Annotated in this window: 1 rRNA gene; it reads right to left on the reverse strand. The window is 49.3% G+C overall.

The features are described 5' to 3' along the window. Positions 1 to 185, reverse strand: a 16S ribosomal RNA gene (locus CBW22_RS22930); the annotation flags it as partial. Positions 186 to 412: the final 227 nt, after the last annotated feature.

Consider the following 412-nt stretch of genomic DNA (forward strand, 5'->3'; position numbering starts at 1 on the left):
ACGTTATGCGGTATTAGCTACCGTTTCCAGTAGTTATCCCCCTCCATCGGGCAGTTTCCCAGACATTACTCACCCGTCCGCCACTCGCCACCCAAAGAGCAAGCTCTTCTGTGCTGCCGTTCGACTTGCATGTGTTAGGCCTGCCGCCAGCGTTCAATCTGAGCCATGATCAAACTCTTCAATTTAAGTTTGATTTGCTGCAACCAGTGCAGCGATGCTCTGTGAATTAAACTTCGTAATGAATTACGTGTTCACTCAGCAAAGACTTGATATTTTTTACGTCCGGAGACGTTGATATCAATCCTGCGAGTGCCCACACAGATTGTCTGATAAATTGTTAAAGAGCGGTGCGACGCGGCGTTCGGCCTGCTGTCGCGAGGTGGCGTATATTACGCTTTCCTCCTTCAGAGTC

The sequence above is a fragment of the Pantoea sp. VS1 genome (genome assembly GCF_002207995.1).
GTDB lineage: Bacteria > Pseudomonadota > Gammaproteobacteria > Enterobacterales > Enterobacteriaceae > Pantoea > Pantoea dispersa.